This window comes from Pseudomonas sp. W17 (assembly GCF_040268305.1).
Lineage (GTDB): Bacteria > Pseudomonadota > Gammaproteobacteria > Pseudomonadales > Pseudomonadaceae > Aquipseudomonas > Aquipseudomonas protegens.
Genome location: NZ_CP158490.1, coordinates 1579237 through 1598100, shown reverse-complemented (window position 1 = coordinate 1598100; position 18864 = coordinate 1579237). Strand labels below are relative to the sequence as shown.

Annotated in this window: 16 protein-coding genes; all 16 read right to left on the bottom strand. The window is 65.7% G+C overall.

What is annotated here, in order from left to right:
* Positions 1-12: 12 nt before the first annotated feature.
* The gene (locus ABCR88_RS07260; protein WP_350024122.1) at positions 13-1344 is read right to left on the bottom strand and encodes an LLM class flavin-dependent oxidoreductase; all 1332 of its coding nucleotides are present in this window, start codon (positions 1342-1344) and stop codon (positions 13-15) included.
* A 13-nt stretch (positions 1345-1357) separates the two neighbouring features.
* On the bottom strand, positions 1358-2785 hold the full coding sequence (locus tag ABCR88_RS07255; protein ID WP_041116409.1) for an MFS transporter: 1428 nt from the start codon (positions 2783-2785) through the stop codon (positions 1358-1360).
* A gap of 130 nt (positions 2786-2915) precedes the next feature.
* Positions 2916-3665, bottom strand: a complete 750-nt coding sequence (locus ABCR88_RS07250; protein WP_011059731.1) for a tRNA-dependent cyclodipeptide synthase — start codon at positions 3663-3665, stop codon at positions 2916-2918.
* A 4-nt stretch (positions 3666-3669) separates the two neighbouring features.
* Positions 3670-4446 (bottom strand): 2OG-Fe(II) oxygenase, encoded by a 777-nt coding sequence (locus tag ABCR88_RS07245; protein WP_011059730.1) that lies wholly within the window; start codon positions 4444-4446, stop codon positions 3670-3672.
* Between the two features lie 292 nt (positions 4447-4738).
* Entirely contained in the window at positions 4739-5698 is a 960-nt protein-coding gene (locus ABCR88_RS07240; RefSeq protein ID WP_236183663.1) for an aliphatic sulfonate ABC transporter substrate-binding protein, read from the bottom strand.
* Between the two features lie 52 nt (positions 5699-5750).
* The gene (locus tag ABCR88_RS07235) at positions 5751-8219 is read right to left on the bottom strand and encodes a TonB-dependent receptor (RefSeq protein WP_041116407.1); all 2469 of its coding nucleotides are present in this window, start codon (positions 8217-8219) and stop codon (positions 5751-5753) included.
* Positions 8220-8244: 25 nt separating this feature from the next.
* Entirely contained in the window at positions 8245-8742 is a 498-nt protein-coding gene (locus ABCR88_RS07230; protein ID WP_015634471.1) for a RidA family protein, read from the bottom strand.
* 88 nt (positions 8743-8830) lie between these two features.
* On the bottom strand, positions 8831-10408 hold the full coding sequence (locus ABCR88_RS07225) for an FAD-dependent oxidoreductase (protein WP_350404285.1): 1578 nt from the start codon (positions 10406-10408) through the stop codon (positions 8831-8833).
* Between the two features lie 266 nt (positions 10409-10674).
* Positions 10675-11886: a dipeptidase gene (locus ABCR88_RS07220; RefSeq protein ID WP_350404284.1), complete on the bottom strand. Its 1212-nt coding sequence runs from the start codon at positions 11884-11886 to the stop codon at positions 10675-10677.
* A 129-nt stretch (positions 11887-12015) separates the two neighbouring features.
* Positions 12016-12978: an ABC transporter substrate-binding protein gene (locus ABCR88_RS07215; RefSeq protein WP_041116402.1), complete on the bottom strand. Its 963-nt coding sequence runs from the start codon at positions 12976-12978 to the stop codon at positions 12016-12018.
* Positions 12979-12990: 12 nt separating this feature from the next.
* The gene (locus tag ABCR88_RS07210) at positions 12991-13800 is read right to left on the bottom strand and encodes a class II aldolase/adducin family protein (RefSeq protein WP_041116400.1); all 810 of its coding nucleotides are present in this window, start codon (positions 13798-13800) and stop codon (positions 12991-12993) included.
* Between the two features lie 176 nt (positions 13801-13976).
* Positions 13977-14915, bottom strand: coding sequence for a D-isomer specific 2-hydroxyacid dehydrogenase family protein (locus tag ABCR88_RS07205; RefSeq protein WP_041116398.1), 939 nt, complete (start codon positions 14913-14915; stop codon positions 13977-13979).
* Positions 14912-16117: an acyl-CoA dehydrogenase family protein gene (locus tag ABCR88_RS07200; RefSeq protein ID WP_350023702.1), complete on the bottom strand. Its 1206-nt coding sequence runs from the start codon at positions 16115-16117 to the stop codon at positions 14912-14914. Before ABCR88_RS07200 ends, ABCR88_RS07205 begins: the two co-directional genes overlap by 4 nt.
* A complete protein-coding gene (locus ABCR88_RS07195; RefSeq protein ID WP_011059720.1) occupies positions 16114-16893 on the bottom strand; it encodes an ABC transporter ATP-binding protein in 780 nt (259 codons plus the stop codon). The genes ABCR88_RS07200 and ABCR88_RS07195 overlap by 4 nt, the downstream gene beginning before the upstream one ends.
* Before the next feature lie 3 nt (positions 16894-16896).
* Positions 16897-17718, bottom strand: a complete 822-nt coding sequence (locus ABCR88_RS07190; RefSeq protein ID WP_041116394.1) for an ABC transporter permease — start codon at positions 17716-17718, stop codon at positions 16897-16899.
* Positions 17719-17938: 220 nt separating this feature from the next.
* Positions 17939-18838 carry a LysR family transcriptional regulator gene (locus ABCR88_RS07185; protein ID WP_011059718.1) on the bottom strand — a complete coding sequence of 300 codons (900 nt, stop codon included), beginning with the start codon at positions 18836-18838 and terminating at the stop codon, positions 17939-17941.
* Between the last annotated feature and the right edge of the window lie 26 nt (positions 18839-18864).

Sequence of the window (18864 nt, the reverse complement as noted above, 5' to 3'; positions counted from 1 at the left end):
TCTTTCAGCCATTCAGCCATTGCCCCGGTGGCTGAAGAAACGGTTTTCCACCCGCGCCAGCCCCAGGTGTTCGCGCAGGCTGTGGCCGGTGTAGCGCTGGCGAAACAGACCCCGGCGCTGCAGCTCGGGGGTGAGCAGTTGCACGAAATCGTCGATGGCCCCCGGCAGATGGGTGAACAGCACATTGAAACCGTCGGCGGCGTATTCCTGGTACCAGGTAGCCAGCTCATCGACGATCTGCCCCGGCGTGCCCACCAGTACCTTGTGCCCGCTGGCCGACAGGCTGCGCAGCAGTTGCGCCAGGCTCGGCCGCTCCCGGCGGATCAGTTCCTGCACCAGGTGCCGGCGGCTTTTATGCCGCTCGGTGGGGGCGGCGTCGTCCAGCAACGGCACCTGCGCATGCAGGGGCAGATGCGACAGGTCGATACCCAGGTCCAGCAGGTAGGACAGGGCCTTGAGCTGTGCCTGGGGGTTCTGCAGTTCCTGCAATTGCTGGTACTTCTCCTCGGCTTCGTTGAGGGTGCGGCCCACCGTGGGGGCGATGCCGGGGAAGATTTTCAACTGCCCGGCATGACGCCCGTAAGCGGGAAGCCGTTCCTTGAGTTCGCGATAGAAAGCCTTGGCCTGCTGCAGGTCGGTCTGGGCGGTGAACACCAGCTCGGCGCAGCGCGCCGCCAGCTCACAGCCCGGCCCGGACGACCCGGCCTGGGCGATCACCGGCCAGCCCTGCAATGGCCGCGGTGCATTCAACGGCCCCTGTACCTGGAAGTGCCGCCCCCGGTGCTGCAACAGGTGCATGCGCTCCGGGCGCAGCCACTGGCCGCTGGCCTTGTCCCGGGGAAAGGCGTCGTCGGCCCAGCTGTCCCACAGCCCGCTGGCCACACTGAAGAACTCCTCGGCCCGGGCGTACCGCTCGGCGTGGCTCAGGGGTTCGGGGTGGTTGAAGTTCTCCCCGCCGACCAGCCCGGTTACCAGGTTCCAGCCGGCCCGGCCCTCACTCAAGTGGTCCAGGGAGGCGAACTTGCGCGCCAGGTTGTAGGGCTCGTTGTAGGAGGTGCTGGCGGTGGCGATCAGGCCGATATGCCGGGTCACCACCGCCAGGGCCGGCAGCAGGGTCAGCGGGTCCCAGCGCAGGCTGTAGGAACTGCGGGCCAGTACCCGCGGGTCCAGGTCCCCCACCGCCACGTTGTCGTTGAGAAACAGGGCGTCGAAACAGCCCCGCTCCAGGGTTTGCGCATAGTGCCGGTAGCGCTGGAAATTCAACGAGGCGTCGGCATCCGCCTGGGGATGGCGCCAACTGCCGCCATGGGCGCCGGAGCCGGAGAGAAAGGCCCCCAGCCCCATCTGCCCGCCGCGCTCAGCCACGGCTGGTGCCCTCCTCGGCCGTCGGCACCGGCGCCGGGGCCGTGCGCAAGAGCAGGCTCACCGAGGCCCAGACCAGCAGCGTGACCACCGCCAGAAAGCCCATCACCGCGCGGTAACCATTGAGAAAGGCGCCCTGGGCATCGTCCAGCGGCGTGGCGGAAAAGTGATGGAACAGCCCCACCCCCACCGCCAGCCCGACACCGCCACCGACGTTGTGCAAGGTCATCAGCGAGCCCATGGCCACCGAGCCCACTTCCTGGGGCACCGAGGAAATCCCCAGCACCGTGGACGGCCCGAGTATGCTGGCCCACCCCAGGCCCATGACGACAAAGGCGCCCAGCAGATAAGGCAGCGAAGTCTGGCCATCGAAACCGGCCTGCAACAACGCCGACAGCACGAACAGCAGCAGCCCGGTCTTGATCAGCAGCGCCGGCCCCTTGCGATCCACCAGGCGCCCCACCAGCGGTGACAGCAGCGCCACCCCCAGGGTGGTGGGCAGCAACAGCAGGCCGCTGGCCTGCACCGTTTCGCCGCGGATCTGCGCCAGGTACAGCGGCATGACGAAAAACGCCACGCAGTAGAACAGCGCCAGGCCGAAACTGGCCGCCACCCCGGCAACGAAACGCCGGTTGGCGAACAGCTTGAGGTCGATGATCGGTGCGGCCACCCGCCGCTCCACCGCCAGGAACGCGCCCAGGGCCAGCACCGCCAGCGCCACCAGGGCCAGGGTCAGGGGTGTGCCCCAGCCCCAACTGCCGCCCTGGACGATCACCAGCACCAGGCTCGGCAGGCCGATCAGCAACAGCAGCGCCCCCCAACCATCCAGGCGCGCCCCGGTCTCGGCCGAACGCGACTCCTTCACGCTGAAGCTGCAAATGCCCAGGCTCAGCAGTACGAAGGGCACGTTGATGAGAAAGATCCACTGCCAGCCGAAGGCGCTGGTTATCAGCCCGCCCAACACCGGGCCGACCGCCAGCCCCACTCCATTGACCCCGAACAGCACGCCGAAGGCCCGGCCCTGCTCGGCGGTCTCGAAGGTGCTGGAGACAATCGCCCCCGAGGCGGTATAGAGCACCGCGCATGCCAGCCCCTGGGCCACCCGCGCACCGATCAGGGTATCGATCTGCCCCGCCAGCCCGGCCGCCAGGGAAGCCAGGCCGAACACCGTCAGGCCGAGGAACAGCACCCGCTTGCGCCCGTGCAGGTCCGCCAGGCGCCCCACCAGCACCATGAAGCTCGACAGGGCCAGGATGAAGCCGTTGATCACCCATTGCAGGGCGTCCACCGAGGCCCCGAGGTCGGCCTGCAGGGCCGGCAACGCGGTGTTGACGATGGTGAAATCCACACAGCCGAGAAAACTGGCGATGCTCACACCGAGCAATGCCCACCATTTGCGTTGCTGTTGCGCAAAAACGCTCATGGAAACTCCTTGTCAGTCATAAAAAAACGCTCTGTAGGAGCCCGCTTGCCGGCGAACAGACCCTTGAGTCCGGCATCGCCGGCAAGGGCGCTTTCGCTGGCAAGCCAGCTCCTACATTGATCGCGGCGGATCAGATGGCGATGGCGCCGCTGGTCCAGTTGGGGTGAATGGCGCCGGGCAAGGTGAAGGGAATCGGGATCCCCCGCTTCTTGAACTTCAGGGGCAGCCAGCGCACCCGGTCCGGGCTGTGGGGTTCGATCAGCAACTCGCGGCTGGTGGCCATGGCCGTGGTCATCTGCTGCGGGTAGAGCACATAGTGGTAACCCTCGTCGGCCCACAGCGGCAGGATGATCGGGATCTCTTCCAGGATGTACTCCCGGCACTGGGCCGCCGCCCGCTCGATGTCCGCGTGTTCGTCACGCAGGCGCAGGCGCTCGGTGAATACGCCGATGGTGCTGTCGATGGCGTCGCGCAGTTCCTCGCGCTGCTGGTAGACCTGGTTCAGTTGCTGGCGCAGCTCGGCATAGCGGTCGCTGGCCAGTTCCTGGTTCCAGCGGGTGATGTGGTACGGCACCCGCAGGCCGTCGAGGATGCTCTGGTTGCGCGCCAGCCAGGCATCGCCATCGCGGATCGCCGCCGACAGCGCCTCCCCGGGGGACTTGCCGTGCTTGTTGTGGCGTTGCAGGGTATCGGCCACCACCACCTTGACGTGGCTGAAACCGGACTGGTTGATCAAGTGAATGGTGGACCGCAGCTTCTGGTCCTCGTGATATTCCTGGCCGACGCTGACCGCCAGTACCACGCGCTTGCCGTCGAATTCGTGCTCCTCGCCGCCCTTGTTGAAGTAGGCCTTGAGGTTGATTTCCTGCACCTTGCTCATGAGTTCAGCTCCAGTAGGCCAAAGGCTGGTGTTCGCCGTAGTAACCGATAAAGACCCCGAGGGTGACCCGGGTGCTGCTGGCCGAAGGGCGCACGGCGTGGATCAGCCGCGGATTGAGGAGGATCAGGTCGCCAGGCTCGGGCTTGACCACGAAATCCGGCGGCGGCAGCAGGTGGCGTTCGATGCCGTAGGCCCGTTCGCCCTTCAGGCGGTTGTACTCCTGCTCGTCCGGCTCGATGCCCCAGATCTCCAGCTCGCCGCCATCCTCGGGAATCTCCAGGTAGATGTTGGTGGACAGCTGCGTCAGCAACTGCGGGCTGTGGCCCTCGGGGGCATTGCGTTCAAGCTTGTCGGTGTGGGGCGTGAGATCGACCCCCGAACCCTGGAAGCGGGCAATGCCGACGAAACACTTCTGCCCGTCCACCTGCAACAGGTGCGCGCCCTGCGGCCAGACTTCGTCCAGCAGCAGGCGCAGTTCGTCGATGGGCGAGGCCAGTGGCCGGAACAGATTGCGGATCTTGCGAATGTTGGGCAGGGCCAGGGCGTGGTATTCGGCCCGGCTCTGCTCATCCTGGATCTCGATATAAGCCTTGCCGACCCGGACGAACTCCTGCTGCTGGCTGAAGGCACTGCGCAGTTCCTGCTGATACAGATGATCCCGCGCCACCTGCAAGGTATCCGGTGGGCAGAAACCTTTGAGCTGAACGCCGTAAGAGCGTTTTTCCACAACATCGAGGATATGCCGCGCTTCAAGTTTGTCGGCCGTAGTGACTGTGAACATGCAAGCTCCCTTAATTCCCTGGAAGTAGCGACGAAGTACAACATCGGTAGAACGTAATAATTTGTTTCAGGGCCACCTTAGGCAGTTGCGATAGCCTTGTGAAATATCCTTTATCTCTAATATCCAAACTTAAAAATGTATCGAAAATCAGGCAAATAGCGGCCACCACAGGCACTTTTAAAGTACTGCGAGAAGATTATGAAATTTGCTGATAGTTAAATTAAGCGAAGAACATTATTGCTCTTTATTTATTTAAAACCTCCCGAGATCAATTAATAAAACTGCCACACACTCATTCAACTTCATTGAATTGAGCATCCATGTAAGCTGCGGCATCGAAAGTCTTCTGAATAATGCCCTCCTCGCGGTAGAGATCGGCGGTGTGCTGCACGTCCTCCACCACGGCCGGGCCTACGGCGATACGCCGGGGCACCGAGTAGCGATTGGAACGCTCATGCACCTGCACCGGCAAACCGCTGTAGCCGGCCTGGATCTTTGAAAACTCGCTCTGGTGCTGGTTGGCCCAGGCATAGGCACGATCCAGGCGCTGCAGGAAGTCGGCGATCTGCTGCGGCTTGTCGCGAATCGCCTGGTCGTTGGCCACCAGCAGCATGTGCCCGGCGAACAGCCCTTCGCCACTGACCAGCACCCGGCTGCCGCCCTCCATCTGCACCATGCTGGTATAGGGGTCCCAGGTCGACCAGGCATCGGCCTGGCCGTTGCTCAGCAGGCTGCGGGATTCGGCCGGCTGGAGAAAGATGAACTGCGCATCCGCGCCATGCAGGCCCACCGACCGCAGGGCAGCCAGGGCCAGGAAATGGCCGATGGAGCCCCGGGTGGTGGTGATGCGCCGGCCCTTGAGGTCGGCGGCCTGCTTCAGCGGCGAATCCTCCTTGACCACGATCGCCACCGCGGTCGGCGTGACCTTGAGCTTGATCACCCCCACGGTCTTGAGCGGCGCCCCGGCCGCGGCGGCAAACACAAAGGGCGCATCCCCCAGGCTGCCGATATCCACCGCCCCGGCGGCCAGGGCCTCGGCGGTGGGGGCCGCGGCAGCGAAGGAGGCGAACTCGATGGGGTACGGCACCTGCTCCAGCTCGCCTGCCGCCTGCAGCAGAATCTTCAGCGACTGCTTCTGGCTGGACACCCGCAGCGCCGGCTGCGCCAGTGCACTGCCCAGCCACAGGCACAGCACCAGCCCTTGCAGGAGCCGGCTTGCCGGCGAATGGCCCCTCAACCCTGCGCCGGTCATGCCGCCGCCTTCGCTGGCAAGCCAGCTCCTACGAGAGTGATCGTGGTCATGATCAGAACGCCAGGCTGACGCGGCTGTAGTAGTAGCCGCCGCCCAGGCCATAGGGCGAGAACATTCCGTATTCATAGGTTCCCGCCCAGGCCTTGAGGCCGATCTTGTCCGGGTACACGTCGAACAGGTTGTTGGCGCCCACGGCCACGGTGAGGTTCTGGGTCACGTCGTAGGCCACGTCCAGGTCGGTGATCCACTTGGCGCTGTAGGTGCGATCGTTGCTCGGGATGTTCGAGCCTTCGGTGTACTCGCCAAAGCGGGTCAACTGCAGGTTGGTGGTCCAGTCGCCGACCTTGTAGTTGCTGGAAAGGATCCACTTGTCCTTGGGCGTGGATTTAGTCAGGTCGATCTGCTGCTGGCGGTCGAACAGCACATACCCCGCCCCCAGGCGCGACAGGGCCGCCGGGGTGTCCGCCAGGTCGCGGATGGTGGTCTTGTTGTGGTTGTAGGCGACGCTCCATTTCGCCGTGCCGTACTCGCCGAAGGACTGGCGGTAGTCCGCCACCAGGTCCACGCCCTTGGTCCGGGTGTCGGCAGCGTTGGTGTAGTACTGCCCGGCGAGGTTCGGCGAGAGGCCGTTCTCCACCAGGATCTGCGACACCGCCGGGCCCTTGAGGATGCCGGTCTGGAGAATGCGCTTGTCGATGTCGATCAGGTAGAAGTCGGCCGTCAGGCGCAGCCGATCGGTGGGCTCGGCGGTGAACCCCAGGCTGTAGTTGCGCGAGGTTTCCGGCTCCAGGTCCTTGGCGCCCAGGGCCACCGCTTCCGGCGAGTTGGGGCGCATCTGCTTGGTACGCACCGAGGTGGTGGTGCCACCGGCGCCGAATTCGGTGACCGTGCTGGTGGTGGAAAAGACGCTCTGGGCCAGGGACGGTGCACGGAAGCCGTTGCTCACCGCAGCCCGCACCGCGTACCCGGGGAGGAACTCGTAACGGGTGGTGAGCTTGCCGCTGGTGGTGTCGCCTACCCCTAGGTTGTACTTCTCGTAGCGCGCCGCCGCACCGACGTACCAGTTGGGGGTGATGTTCAGGCCCAGGTCGATATAAGCCGCCTCACTGTGGCGCTTGAGGCTGTAGGCATCTTCCGGGGTCGTGCCGTTGACCGAGAACAACCCCGGGTCCGGCACCACACCGGAGAAAGGCCCGGTGTTGGGGACATAGCTGCCCTGGTTGTAGGAGTTGGCCTCGCCCTCCTCCAGCGCATATTTCTCCCAGCGGTATTCCACGCCGAAGGAGGTTTCCAGCGGGCTGCTCCAGCCGATGTCCAGGGCCCGGGAGAAGTCCAGGTTGTTGGTCCACTGGTCGAACACCAGGTTGCCCAGGTGGAAGTCGTGCTGGCTGTAGGGGCCATTGGAAATGTTCAGGTTGTTGGCCGTGTCGAGCACGCCGCGATCCTTGCCGTAGGTGCTCGACAGGTCCCAGTCCCAGCCACCGAGCAGGCCCTTGGCACCACCGGCGACCTGGAAATCGGTCTCGTGGATTTCCCGCCGCGCCTGGCCGCCGTTGGGGTAAGGCGCATTGGGAATGCCCGCCAGGCTGGTGATGTCGGTGGGCTTGCGGTGCCCCAGGTCCTTGTTGCTGTTGCGGTAGCTTAGGGTCGAGAACGAGTACAGCTTGAGGTCGTCCTCCAGAGGCAGCTCGGCGTTGTAGGCCAGGCTGGTGGTGCGGTCGCGGCCCAGGCCGTACTCGGTGCCCCAGCCCTGGCGATTGCTTTCCCGGGGGTCCGGCGAGCCGTCGGCCTGCTTGAAGTACAGCTGGCCGCTGGCGGCACTGGAGCGCTCGTAGGGTTCCTGCAGCTTGGCGTCCCAGGACAGGTTGATGAAGCCGCCGTTCTCTCCCAGTTTGTTGCCCCAGTTGAAGGCTTCGTGGCCGGTGGTGCCGTCGCCGTCGTAGTACTGGCCCAGGGTGGTGTCGGAGGTCAGGCCTTCGGCATTGCGCTTGAGGATGATGTTGATCACCCCGGCGATGGCGTCGGAGCCGTACTGCGCCGCCGCGCCGTCGCGCAGCACTTCGATGCGCTCGATGGCGGCGGTGGGAATCAGGTCCAGGTCCACCGGCACCGAGGCGTTGCCGACCCGTGCGCCGTTGTTGATCAGCGCCGAGTTGTGCCGGCGCTTGCCATTGATCAGCACCAGCACCTGGTCGCCGCCCAGGCCACGCATGCTCACCCCGCGCACCAGGAACGCCGTGCCGCCGCCGTTGATGGTCGGCACGTTGAACGACGGCAGCAGGCGCCCGAGCATTTCTTTCAGGCCATTCTGGCCGATGCTGCGCAACTGCTCGCTGTCGATCACATCGATCGGCGCCGGGCTGTCGGTCACCGTGCGTTGCTGGCTGCCGCGCACCCCGGTGACCACCACCGTGCCCAGGGTTTCGTCGGCCGCCAGCAGTTCGGCGGGCAGCGCCAGGCCCAGCAGGCCAAAGCTCAGGGGGGCCGCGCCGAAGAGGATTTTATGCAAGGAAATACTCATGACTTCAGATCCTTTGACAGGCGGCTCAGCGCGCTCGGGCGGCAACGGTTTCGACTTCGATCAAGGCGCCGGGCAGCACCAGCCCCGCCACTTGCACCGTGGTCCGGGCGGGCTTGAGCGGCTGCTTCTGGGTGCCGAAGAACTCGCGAAAGGCCACTTGCAGGCCGTCGAAATCCAGCTTGCCGCCCAGGGCCGGGTCCCCTACCAGGTAGATGCGCAGTTGCACCACGTCCCCCAGGGTCAGGCCCTGGCTGGCGAGGATCGTCTCCACCTTGCGCAGCACCACCCGGGCCTGGGCCTCGGTGTTGCCCTCGGCGTGGATCTGCTCCTTGGACGCTTTGGGGTCCACCGGGTCCGGCAGCAGCCCGGAGAGGTAGGTCACCTCGCTGTTGGCGGGCAGGGTCACCGATTGCAGGATCGGTGAATTGGGGTAGCTGGACGGCACACGCTGGATTCCCGCGGCCCAACTGCTGCTGGCGGCGAACAACAGCCCCAGCCCTACGACGGTGTTTTTCAAAGACATGCAAAGACGCTCCCAAGGTTGTGTGTGCCAGCCTCGGAGGTCCGCTACCCGGCATGGGTTACCGCTGTTGTGTGAGTGCTCGGCTTTTTCAGGCCGTTTGCTGTAGCGACGAGCCTTGCGCCCGTTGGAAAAGTTGCCGAACCACCCGCCGCGCCGCGCCGGCGGCGGCTTCCTGCCAGATGCCCACGCCGCTGTGGGCCAGGCCGTCGCTGGTGAGGTAGACCCGGCCCTGGGGCTGGTTGAGCAGGCCGTAGTCCGGCTCGGCCACTTCATGGCTGATCCAGGGGCCGAAGTTGTAGGGGATCTTGCTCCAGGCAATCACCAGCGGATTGCGCAGTTCCTGGCTGTGCCCGGGGTGCAGCAGTTCCACCGCCTGACGGGAGATCTCGATCTGCTGGGCCAGGGTTTTCTCCCCGAACCGTCGGGCGATTTCGCCGTTGTTGTAGGCCGCCACCAGCACCCCTTCGGCCTGGTTGAAACCGCCGCTGGGGTACCACAGCCCGGAGGCTTCCTGGTTGATGAACGACAGCCCGCCGTAGATCTGGTACTGGCTTTCCCAGAAGCGCCGCGACTGCCAGGCCACCTTGTTGGCGTAGCCGAACTGCACCGCACCGATGGCCTGGCGCACCGGGGCGCTGAAGTTGTTCTGCACCTTGGCCAGCAGTGGCAGGGGCAGGCTGCTGATCACGTAGTCGGCCTTGAGGTTGTGGGTACGGCCGGTGCGCCGGTCCAAGTAGACCACTTCGGCGCTGTCGGCCTGGTTGCTGATGGAACGCACTTCGCTGTGCAACCGCAACTGGCCTTTCAGGCGCCGGGCAAAGGCCTGGGGAATGCGGTCCATGCCCCCCACCGGCTGGAACATGGTGGGCGAGAACTCCGGGTATTCGTCGATCATCAACGCCGTGGTCAGCGCCGGGTTGAGCAGGGTCTGCAACGGCAGCGGATCATTCTTCTGCGCCAACTGGTCGCCGGCGCCGGGCCAGACCTTGTAGCCGGAGCGGGCCGAACCCAGGTACTCCAGCTTGTCGGAAAGATCACCCCAGGTTTTCAGGAAACTCAGCAGGTTGCTGCGATCGGCTGGTGTCAGCTCCTGATCCAGGGCATGGCGATTGACGGCCTTGGCCAGCAGCTCGGAAAAATGCCCGCGGCTGTCATTGACCGCCTGGCGGATCTGCAACGCCGGCTGGTCAAGGTCCGGACGCACCAGGGCATTGCGGCTGGTATTGACCAGCACCTCCAGCTCCACCCCCAGCTCGCGGCAGTAGCCGAGCATCAACTGATGGTGGCTGGGCAGGCGGCCGGCCCCGGCATTGAGGTAGAACCCCTCCCCGAATTGCGCGACCTGGGTGCTGCCGTCGCTGTACTCCACCCGATCGCCACCACGCACCGTCCAGTTGCGCCCGCCGACCCGGTCCCGGGCTTCCAGCAAGGTCACCTTGAACCCGGCCTTGCTCAACTCGTAGGCGCTGACCAGACCACCGATCCCGGCGCCGATCACCACCACGCTGGCCCCCTTGCCCAGCGCCGCCGTGGGCAGCGCCGCGTAGTTTTCCTCGAACGCTTCGGCCGTTGCGCTGGCGCCGAACAGGCCCATGACCGCACTCGCCGCCTGGACCCCGCCGACAGCGGCAATACGGGCGATCAATTGTCTTCTGGTCAGTGGCATGCAAGCGCTCCCTGCTGCGGATGGATAGTGCGTTCGGTTATAGATCGGCGACTTATGCAGTCACTTGGGTCTATGTGAAGCCATCCTAGGGGCGCTTATTTAATAAGAGAAATACATTTTAAGCATATGCAAATATTACTTTGTTTCATATTCAAGCCAAAAGATTCTGCGCTCCGCGCATAGCCCTGCGCCTGGCCGTGCCTGGCCATACTCGCCCCGCCAGGAACCGGCTTGCCAGCGAAGAAGCCCCACGGTTCGCGCCGGCATCAGCGCCCCTTCGCCGGCAAGCCGGCTCCCACGGCCTGGGCGGCGTCGAGAACGCGCAACAAGTTGCCGCCCCAGATCTTCGCCAGGTCCGCTTCGCTGTAGCCCGCCGCCAACAGGCGCTGGGTAATCCGTGGCAGTTGCGCGACATCTTCGAGCCCCTGTACCCCGCCACCGCCGTCCCAGTCGGCGCCGATGCCCACATGATCCGGGCCGACCACTTCCAGGATGTGCAGCAGGTGGCGCAGGTAATCGTCCAGGCTGGCCCTGGGCTGCGGGTAGCGGACTTCGACCTGGCGAATGCGTTCGGCCAGGTTCGCCACCTGTTCCGGGCTCATGCTCGCCGCCAGGCGGAACTCGCGGTACAGCGGCCCCAGGGCCTTGTCCCGCTCGGGATTGGGTGCAAGGTTGATCAGGTCGCTGGGAAAGCTGTTGACCTGCACCACACCGCCCCTGGCCGCCAGTTGCCGCAGGCGCCGGTCATCCAGGTTGCGTGGATGGGCAGTGATTGCACGGCTGCTGGAATGGGAGGCAATGATCGGCGCCCTCGACAGCGCCAGGACCTGGTCGAACACCTGGTCCGAGGCATGGGAGACATCCAGCAGTATCCCCAGGCGATTGGCCTCGGCCACCAGTTCCCGGCCCGCCGGGCTCAAGCCGTGCCACTGCGGCAGGGCGGTGGCCGAGTCGGCGAAATCGTTGTTGGCCGAGTGCACCAGGCCGAGCATGCGCAGGCCCTGGCGGTAATAGGTGTGCAAGCGTCCCGGATCGGCGGCCAGGGGCTGGGCGTTTTCCATGCTGATAAAAACCACACGCTGGCCACGGGCGACGATGGCCGGTACATCGCCAGCCGTCAGGGCCAGGGCGAAATCATCGGGGTGGGCGCCCAGCAGGTCGCTGATCCGCGCCAGCACCGCCAGCCCATGTTCGCTGGCCAGGGTCCGGCCTTCGGCGGTGAGCGGCCCCTGGGGGGTGAAAATGGCCCAGAAACCGCCGTCCAGGCCGCCCTCTTTCATCCGTGGCAGATCGACCTGGGACAGGTCGTCCTGGTAGCGATGGCGCTGGGTGATGTCCCAACCGGGTCGGGCCAGTTGCATGGGGGTATCGAGGTGGCTGTCGAGCACGATCAGGCGCTGGTGCAGGGCTTGGGCGGGGCTGTCGGCCAAGGCCCAGGGGCTGGCCAGCGCCAGGCACAGCAAGGTTCGAGAAAACATCGGGCCTCCTGGCCAATCAAAGAAATCGCCCCATCGGACCGTAGGAGCTGGCTTGCCAGCGAAGGCGGCCCCGAGATCGTTGCAAGGCTCAAGGGCCTATTCGCCGGCAAGCCGGCTCCTACAAGGGAGTCAGGACCAGTGGAAGCTGCGATCCCACAGGCCGGATACGTCCAGTTGCTGGGGCAGTACGCCGGCCTCGAAGAACAGGTCGGCCACGTCCTGCTGGGATTTCACCGCTGCGTCGTCCACCGGTTGCAGCAGGCGCGGGCCGCTCTGGGCCCGGTACTGGGCAAGGAACACTTCCCGGGGCATGCCGAGAATCTGCGCGCTCCTGGTCGCCCATTCCTCGGGGTGGCTGGCAATCCACTGCCAGGAGCGGTACTCGCGCAGGATGTAGTCGGTGATCGCCGCGTGCTTGGCCGGGTCGGCAATGCTCTGCTGGTTGGCGGCGATCACGTAGTTGCCGGACAGGTAGCCCTGGCCGGTCTTCAATACCCGGGCCCCGGCCCGCAGTTCCGCCAGCTGGATGAAGTAGCCGAAGCTGACCCAGGCATCCAGGGCACCGTTCTGGAAAGCGGCGAAACCGTCCTGCGCAGTCAACGCCATGGGCACGATATCGGCAAAGCCCAGGCCCTGCTCCTTCAGCGCCTTGAGCAGAAAGTAATGGGAACTGGTGGAGCGGATATAACCGATGCGCTTGCCCTTGAGCTCGGCCACCGACTGCACCGCAGAGCCCTTGGGCACGATGAAGGCCTGGTTGTTGACGTCGCCGGTGAGCACCGCGATCAGCTTCACCGGGGCGTGGTTCTTGATCCCGAAGATCGGCGGGATCTCGCTCATCGGCGAGATGTCCAGGGTGCCGCTGACCAGGGCCTCGAAGCTCAGGTTGCCGCCGGTGAACTCAGCGTACTTGACCTTGTAGGGCGGCGGCTCGATGCCCGCCTCGGCAAAGAAACTCGGCGCCGCCCCCTTGTAGGTGGCGACGTTCAGGGTGACCCCGGACAGGTCCACGGAGGCTCCCAGGCCCAGGCGCGGCAAGGCGGCGGCCAGACCGGCCAGGGCCGAGAGTTGGAGAAAATGACGACGCTGCATGGGCAATGGTCCTTAATCGAGAAAGTCCGGTTCTTCGCGCACGATCCGCTCGCGGTAAGGCTGGAAACTGAACCAGCCGCCAAACTCGGTGCCGACCTGGCGTGCGGTGTGGCGCGCCACCTCATGGGGAATGGGCCGCGGGGTGCCGGCAGCTTCCGCCAGCAGTTGAGTCTGGGCGGCGTTGTCCATGGCGATGAAGCGCCACACCGCCGCCTCGACGGTTTCACCCACGGTGAGCAGGCCGTGGTTCTGCAGGATCAGCGCCTTGCGCCCCGCCAGTGCGGCGGCGATCCGCGCGCCCTCGCTGGCCTCCAGCACCACCCCGGAAAAGTTGTCGAACAGCCCGTGCCTTTCATAGAAAGCGCAGGCGTCCTGGGTCAGCGGATCGAGCAAGCGCCCCAGGCTCGACCAGGCCTTGCCGTTCAGCGAATGGGCATGGGCCGCGGCGACCACCTCGGGATGGGCTTCATGCAGCGCCGCATGGATGGCGAACGCCGCCAGGTTCAACGCGCCCTCGCCTTCGATCACCGCCCCTTCGGGGTTGACCAGCAACAAGTCGCGGACCCGTACATGGCCGAAATACACCCCCACCGGGTTGACCCAGAAATGGTCCGGGCGCCCCGGGTCACGCACCGTGATATGCCCGGCGCCGCCCATGTCGAACCCCAGCCGGGCGAACACCCGGAACGCCGCGGCCAGGCTCTGCTTGCGCTGCAGGCGCTCCAGCTCGACGGTGGCCTGCTGGGGCGGATGCTCCCAGCGAAAAACCGTATGGCCATCGCGGGGCAAGTCATACACCGCGGGGCGAAAATGTGCGGTCATATCCGCTCTCCTTGAAATTGTCATGAACACCCTGTGCGAAAAGGCCCGCAGGGCCTTGCTTGGCGATCTCCCGCCGAACCTTCAGCGGCCTTGAGAACCCCGGCGCCCCTTCGGGCCGTGCGCTGCCTGCGGCAGCGGCTACACGAAGCGCTGCCGGCCAAGGCTGGAACCGCGCGTTAGTAGCCACGCTGGATCTCCACCGGGTTTTCCAGGGGTAAGCCATCGCCCCAGCGCTGGAGATTGCGTCCCAGCAGGCGCGCGATATTCAGGTAGACCCGAGGCGAATTGGCCGAGGTGTGGGGCGACAGGCGAATACCCGGGTGGCGATAGAAAGGATGCCCCTCGGGCAACGGCTCGGGGTCGGCCACATCCAGGCTGGCCAGGGCGATGCGCCCGGTGTCCAGGGCCTGCAACAGCGCCGGCTGATCGATCAACGCACCGCGAGCGATATTGATCAGGTGCAACCCTGGCTTGGCCGCTGCCAGTACATCGGCATCAATGATGCCCCGGGTCTGCTCGGTCAACGGCACCGCCAGCAGCAGGTGATCGGCGCGGGCAAACAGCTCCTGCAGGTCGGCCACCGCCTCCACCCCAGGCACCTCGAACGGCTGCGCCGAACGCCGCAGGGCCAGCACCTGCATGCCCAGGGCCTGGGCCTTGGGCGCCAGCTCCCGGGCGATGCTGCCAAAGCCGAACAGCCCCAGGGTGCTGCCGGCCACTGCGGCCAGCGGCCGTTGCTGCCAGTGCTCGGCGCGCTCGATCCACACCTGGGGCAGTTGCTTGGCGGCGGCGAAGATCGCCGCCAGGGCAAACTCGGCAATGCTTTCGGCGGTGCTGCCTCGGGCACTGGCCACCGGCAGGTCCTGGAACAGCCAGCGAGGAAAATAATCCAGGCCCGAAGTCACCAGTTGCACGAAGCGCAGGCCAAACGGCCAGCCCGCCGGTGGCACTGGCGCGTTGCGAAAATCGGCGTGGGGCGCGGCCAGCAGCACCTCGATATCGGCGGGCAAGCCACACGGCAGGCCCCGGGGCAGGCTCAATACTTCCGCCCCCGGCAGCCACTGGCGCAACTGCTGGTTGAAGTGCTCGTCGAGCTGGCTGGCGATGCGCGTCACGCCTGGGCTCCGCGGCTGGGCAAGGCAAAGGCGGCGCGCCCCACGGCACCGAGAATCGCGTCGTTCTGCGGGGTATGAATGCGGCTGCACAGCACATCGCGGTAATGCCGCTCGATGGGGTTGCCCCGGGCCAGCCCGGGGTTGCCGATGGCTTCGATGCCCAGCTCCACGGCGCTGATGGCGTTGCTGGTCACCAGGTATTTGATCTGGGTCGCCTCCCCCGGGGCGATCCGCCCTTCGGCGGCGGCATCGAGCAGCACCCGGTTGTTGAGCAGCAAGGCGTCGATGCGCCCGATCAGTTCCTGAAAGCGCGGCAGGCTCGACAGCGGTGCGCCAAGGTTGGCCGGGGCACGCTGGGCCAGCCAGCCCAGCAACCAGTCGCGGGCGGCCCGGGCCACGCCGTCGTAGATGGCCGAGAGCAGCACCGCCAGCCAGAGCACGCCCTTGCTGTCCAGCTCGGAAGGCCGGGGCACGTGGGCCGGTTGGATATCCACCGCCTGTTCCTCGGGCACGAACACCTCATCGAAGATCACGTCGTGGCTGCCGGTGGCGCGCATGCCCAGGTGGTCCCAGGTTTCCTCGACGCTGATCCCGGGGCTGTCACGGTGGACCAGCCAGGTGCCCACTTGTGGCTCGGCCTCGTCGCTGCGGGCCCAGACCGCAAGCCAGGTCAGCCCGGGAATGCCGGTGGAGTAGATCTTGCGCCCGCTGAGCAGCCAGCCGCCCTCGACCCGTCGTGCCAGGGTCGCCGGCAAACCGCCCCGGGCCGGGGTACCCAGGTCCGGCTCGACCCGCAGGGCGTTGATCAGGGCACCCTCTTGCACCGCCTCCCGGGCCACGCGCTGGCGCAGGTGCAGCGGCCAGGCCGTGTTCTGTTGCAGGCGCGTGTGCTGCAGGTACTGCATCAACAGCACCAGCGCGGTGGAAGGCTCGCCCCGGGCCACGGCGCCTATCACTCGTCGCGCCTGGGCCAGGCTCGCCTCGCTGCCGCCCAGGGCCCGGGGCACGGTCAGGGCCAGCAGGCCATGCTGGTGCAGGCGTTGCAGGTTGGCGTGGGGAAATTCGCTGTGACGGTCGTAGTACGCTGCGGTGGCGGCGAATTCTTCACTCAGTTGCTGCAGCAGGTCGGCGAACTCGCTGGAGTCTGGATCAGGGACGGGACGGGACACGGACGGAGACGGTTGCACGCTGGAAAGGCTCATCGGCTGGCAGTCCTGCTCAAGGGAAGGGAGATGTCGACGGCCGGCTCGGCCTCGGTTTCCACACCCAGCAGTTGCAGCAACCGCGCGCGCAGTGCCTGGAACCCAGGGGTGGAGGCCTGACGCGGACGCGGCAGGCGGATTGGCAATTGCTCGGCGATTTGCCCGTTGGCCAGCACCAGCACCCGATCGGCCAGCAGCAGCGCCTCGTCGACATCGTGGGTCACCAGCAGCACCGCCGGGGTGTGCACCCGCCACAGGCGGATGATCAGTTGATGCATGCGGATCCGGGTCAGGGCGTCCAGAGCGGCGAAGGGCTCATCCAGCAGCAACAGGTGCGGCTCGCGTACCAGGGCCCGGGCCAACGCCACTCGCTGGGCCTCGCCGCCGGACAAGGTGCCTGGCCAGGCATTGAGCCGGTGGGCCAGCCCGACCTCCTCCAGCGCTGCCTCGGCCCGCTCCCGGGCCCCGGCCCCGCGCACGCCCAGGGCAACGTTGCGCCACACGCGCTTCCAGGGCATCAACCGTGGCTCCTGGAACACCGCAGCCATGGCCGAAGGCACCTGCAACTGGCCCTGGTCGATGGGTTCCAGCCCGGCCAGGGTTCGCAACAAGGTGGTCTTGCCCGAACCGCTGCTGCCCAGGAGGGCCACGAACTCCCCGGGAGCGATGTCCAGATCCAGGCCATCGAGCACCGCCTGCCCGGCAAAGCGCCGGGTGATCCGGCGGCATTCGACGGCAGCGCGCAGACGGCCCTGCTGGGGCAATGACAGAGTCATGGGTCAGCTCCTGATAAAGGTCGGGCGCCAGGCCAGGGCGCAACGTTCGAGGCCGCGCACCAGCCCGTCGATGCCCAGGCCGAGCACGCTGTAGACCAGGAGGCAGATGACGATCACGTCGGTGCGCATGAAGTCCCGCGCGTCGTTGACCAGGTAGCCGATACCGGCGCTGGCGTTGATCTGCTCCACCACCACCAGCCCCAGCCAACTAATGCCGAAGGCATAGCGCAGGCCGACGAAGAACGCCGGCAGGGCCCCGGGCAGGATCACGTGGACGATCAGTTCCCAGCGTTTGAGGCCCAGCAGGGTCGCGGCCTCCACCAGCTTGGGATCGAGGCTGCGAATGCCCGAAAACAGCGTGAGGTAGATAGGAAAGGTAGTGCCCAGGGCGATCAGCGCGATCTTCGGCGTCTCGCCCACGCCGAACCAGAGAATGAACAGCGGCACTATGGCCAGGAACGGCAGGGTGCGCAGCATCTGCATGGGGGAATCGATGGCGAGCTCGCCGCGCCGGGACAACCCGGCCACCAGGGCCAGGAGCGTGCCCAGGCTGACACCGATGGCCAGGCCACTGAGGGCGCGCTTGAGGGACACCCACAGGTGCCCGGCCAGTTCGCCGCTGCCGAGCATCTGCCACAGGGTGCCGCCGATGGTACTGGGAGCGGCGATGATCCGCGCCGGCAACAGCCCGCTGCGCGAGGCCAGTTCCCACACCAGCAGAAGCAGCAACGGGCTGACCAGGCGCAGCAGCAGGTTGCCCAGGAGCTGGTATCCGGGGCGCTCGGCCCAGCGACGGGACGAGGTGAGGGGGGCTGGCGCAGGCATCGCAACATCCTTATTTCAGCGCGTTCGAGCCCCATGCTAACTACATAAAAAACGTCCGTGAAATTCGTTTTGGTTCTAACTTAATATACAAAAATTGCATTCAATGATTACCAAGACATGCAAATCAATAATTAAAAAACCCGTAGGAGCCGGCTAGCCGGCGAACAGCCCCCTGAGGTTTGCGCCGGCCTTGAGGGCGCCTTCGCTGACAAGCCGCCTCCTACGGCGCAGCCTTGCCGACGCGGGCGGCGACCATCTCGCCGAACATGCTCACCGGCTCTTGCAGGTTGCCGAGGAACCGCGGGTGGACCAGCCACAGGTCGATCACCGGCTTGAAGTCGCTGACCGGGACGATCTCCAGCTTGTCCCGATGGCTGCTGTTTTCCAGCAGCGGTAGCGGCACCAGGCCATAGCCCAGGCCATTGGCGATCAACCCCAGTTGCAGCTCGGTGCCGAAGGTTTCCAGGTTGATCTGCAACGACAGCCCCTGTGCGCTCAGCGCCCGTTGCAGGCCGGCTCGAAAGCCGCAGCCGTCCGGGTTCAGCACCCAGCCGCGCTGGTAACAGTCGGCCAGTTTGCACGAGCGCTTGCGCACCTCGCCCTTGGCCGCCACCACCACCAGGTTCATGCTGCCCAGGGAACGGCCCACCACCCCTTCGGGGAAGACCTTGCCAGCGGGAAACAGCGCCGCCACCACATCCAGCTCACCGTTCTCGACCTTGCTCAACAGGTGGCTGCCCCAGCCCGTGGCCACCGAGGTCTGCAACTGCGGATAAAGCGCCTTCAACTGGCTCAGGGCATCGAGCAGCACCACATCGCCTATGGTCTGCGGCACGCCGATGCGCAGGGCACCACTGGGGGCGCCGTCATTGGCCACCAGTTCATTCAGCGCGTCGATGCTGCGCAGCACTTCCAGGCACTGGCCATAGACCCGCAAGCCCATGCTGGTGGGCTTGAGCGGCTTGGTGTTGCGGTCCAGCAATTCCACCCCCAGGGCTTCCTCGAAATTCTGCACCCGGCGGGTAATGGCTGGCTGGGTCAACTGCAGGGCATCGGCCGCCTGGCTGATGGTCTGGCAGCGGATTACCGCCACGAACGCATTCAGATCATCTATCTTCATTCTTTTTTCGCATAATAAATGACTGG